The sequence below is a fragment of the Streptomyces sp. NPDC060209 genome, from assembly GCF_042728155.1.
In the GTDB taxonomy this organism is placed as follows: Bacteria; Actinomycetota; Actinomycetes; order Streptomycetales; family Streptomycetaceae; genus Streptomyces.
Genome location: NZ_JBHWZS010000523.1, coordinates 1 through 2,944, shown reverse-complemented (window position 1 = coordinate 2,944; position 2,944 = coordinate 1). Strand labels below are relative to the sequence as shown.

The window sequence follows — 2,944 nt, the reverse complement described above, 5'->3', positions numbered from 1 at the left end:
GCACACATCGCGTGTGCCGGGCCCCGTTGCGTACCGTGGTCGGTGGGGACTGAGGGCTACAGGTAAGGGCCGGAACGCGCCGGTCCGTGCGGATCGACGCCGCCTTCCTCGTCCTCGTGCCCGACGCCCGGAGGCAGGGCGCGGCGCATCTGCTCCAGCTGCGCCCGGGCTGCCATCTGCTGGGCGAACAGTGCTGTCTGAATGCCGTGGAAAAGGCCCTCCAGCCAGCCGACCAGCTGGGCCTGTGCGATCCGCAGCTCGGCTTCGGAGGGGACGGACTCCTCGGTGAACGGCAGCGAGAGCCGCTCCAGCTCCTCCACGAGCTCCGGCGCCAGACCGTCCTCGAGCTCCTTCACCGAGCTCGCGTGGATCTCCTTCAGCCTGACCCGGCTCGCCTCGTCGAGAGGAGCCGCCCTGACCTCCTCCAGAAGCTGCTTGATCATGCTGCCGATGCGCATGACCTTCGCGGGCTGTTCGACCATCTCCGTCACCGGGACCTCGCGCGATTCGTCGTCACCGCCACCGCCGCCGATAGCCATTCCGTCCTGCCCCACAACGAGGACTTGGGGGTGCTCCTGCGACCGTTCATTCCTCGGCATCTCCATGACGCCATTCTCTCGCACACGGGCTTCACCACATGGTGGTGCCCCCGGAAAGGGATGATCACCCTTCTCCAGGGGCACAGGCAGGCACACACCGGCGGCTCAGGAACTTCCGGTCAGCCGGACAGCAGGTCAGCCGGTCGCCCCCGCGCGTCGCGCCGGGGCGCGAACCCCGACCCGGTGAACCCGTGGTCTCCCACGGCACCACGACGGGCGTGTACGCGGAGTCCATGGGCTGTTACCGCAAGGCGGCCATCAGCCATCGCCTCCCGGAGGGCGACCGGACATAGCGCTACCGCCGGTACGATGCCCGCCGCCGGTACGACGCGACGCCCGCCGCCGTGCCGAGCTGCTGCCGGCAGCAAGTGGCCAAGAGGGCCCATCCGGGCGCCGGAGTCAGTTCACGCGGCGCATGCGGAGGGCCAGAAACGCCAGCCCCAGCCCGACCAGGGCGATTCCGCTGCCCAGCGAGACGTCCCGCACCTGTCGCGCGGCGGGCTCGTCCAACGCCCGCCGCTGCCGTGCTGTCTCGCCGGGCTCCGGGAACGCCCCGGGCGGCGGTGTGAACGCGGGCACCTCGGCGGGATCCGGGTCCGGCGGCATCTCGTCCGCCGCGGCCTCGGAGTTCGCCGCCTCCAAGGGGGACAGCGACCGCCCAGGCCGGGCCCGGCCCTCTCCGGCCAGCCTCCCGGCCAGGGGCGACTCCTCGGGGGAAGAGCTCGCGGTGGGGAAAGCGGTGGGCGAAGTGGTGGGGGAAGTGGTGAGGAAGTGGAGGGCCGACGACCTCGCCTCCGCGTGGGCCCCCGGCGGTGCCGCCGCAGCGGGTCCGTCGTCCGCTTGCGCCCAGGCGGTGGGTCCGAGTGCCACCCCGACCACCGTCACCAGACAGACGACGCACCGTGACGACCGTGAAACCGGGAGTCCAGGAGGCATGAGATCAGGGTCACATGCCCCGATATGTCCGGCATCCCGAAAGTGTCGTCGGGCCGCACCTCAATCGCGCGGGATCAGCCCCGGCGAAAGGCGCCAGAGGACAGCGGCAGAGGGCAGCGGCAGAGGACAGCCGAGGGGGCCGGTCAGGCCGGGTCGCCCGTCGCGATCCGCAGTTCGAAGTGGGCGCCCCGCTCGGCCACAGCCGTGCCCGAGGTCGGGAACTGGTCGATGACCTGGTCCTCGGCGTAGGTGTTGCCCTCCACCTCGATGACCTTGACCGTCCAGCCGGCCGCGGCCGCACAGGACTTCGCGGAGATGATGTCCTTGTAGACGAAGTTCGGCGCCTGGACCTTCGCCGGGTCGTCCGTGTCCTCCGTGGCGTCGGTGCAGTCCTCCTCGTCCATCGTCCGGTTCCGCTCCGGGGGCTTGTGCTCTCCGGCGACGGTGGACTCGCTCGAGCTCGGGTCCCCGCCCTTGCCGTTCTCCGAGTCGCCGCCCATGTTCAGGAAGGCGATCAGGCCGCCGATCGCCACCAGTGCGACCACGATCGACCCCACGACGACCGGCATGTTGCGCTTGGACGCGCCGCCGCCGCCGGAGCCCGTCGCCGTCTGCGGAGACATCGTGTACGGAGGCTGCGTCTGCTGCCCCAGGTGTGCAGGGGTGCCGTACGGCTGGGCCGCCTGCGGGTAGCCGTAGCCCGGCGTGGGAGCGGGGGTCGGCGGGCCGTAGGGGCCCGGCTGGTGCTGCTGGTGGGGGTGCGGCTGGTACGGCGTCTGCACGCTGTGCGGAGCCGGAGCGGCCTGGTCGACGGGCGGGAAGACCGCCGAGCCGACGCCGGAGCCGCTGTTAGCCGGACCGCCGCCGCCGATGATCACCGGAGCGCCCGCGGGGCCGCTCGCGCTCAGCACGCGCGCGATCTCGTCCTGCATCGCCGCGGCGCTGGGGAAGCGCTCGTTCGGGTTCTTTTTCAGCGCGCGAGCGACGAGGGCGTCCATCGCGGGCGTGACCGACCGGTTGATGCTCGACGGGGCGACCGGCTCCTCCTGCACATGCGCGTACGCGATGGCGAGCGGGGAGTCCGCGTCGAAGGGGATGCGTCCCGTGAGCAGCTGGAAGAGCATGATGCCGACCGAATACAGGTCGGAGCGCGCGTCGACGCCGCGGCCGAGCGCCTGCTCGGGGGAGAGGTACTGGGGCGTGCCCATGACCATGCCGGTCTGGGTCATCGAGGTGACGCCCGACTGCATGGCCCGGGCGATGCCGAAGTCCATCACCTTGACGACGCCGCGCTTGGTCATCATCACGTTGCCGGGCTTGATGTCGCGGTGGACGAGGCCCATCTCGTGGCTGGTCTCCAGGGCGGCGAGCACATCGGCCGTCACCTTGAGGGCCTTGTCGGCAGGCAT

The 2,944-nt window shown here is 71.2% G+C and carries 3 protein-coding genes; all 3 read right to left on the bottom strand.

Going from position 1 to position 2,944, the window contains the following annotated elements; translation table 11 throughout:
- Positions 1-56: 56 nt before the first annotated feature.
- Positions 57-605, bottom strand: a complete 549-nt coding sequence (locus tag ACFWFI_RS42175) for a bacterial proteasome activator family protein (RefSeq protein WP_104787326.1) — start codon at positions 603-605, stop codon at positions 57-59.
- A gap of 393 nt (positions 606-998) precedes the next feature.
- A complete protein-coding gene (locus ACFWFI_RS42170; RefSeq protein WP_387401170.1) occupies positions 999-1,469 on the bottom strand; it encodes a hypothetical protein in 471 nt (156 codons plus the stop codon).
- Between the two features lie 209 nt (positions 1,470-1,678).
- Positions 1,679-2,944: protein kinase domain-containing protein (locus tag ACFWFI_RS42165; RefSeq protein ID WP_387401168.1), on the bottom strand; the 1,266-nt coding region annotated here is incomplete at its 5' end.

Excerpts from the sequence above, each read along its gene's own strand:
- ACFWFI_RS42175 (WP_104787326.1), bottom strand. The coding sequence starts at position 605 with ATGGAGATGCCGAGGAATGAACGGTCGCAGGAGCACCCCCAAGTCCTC.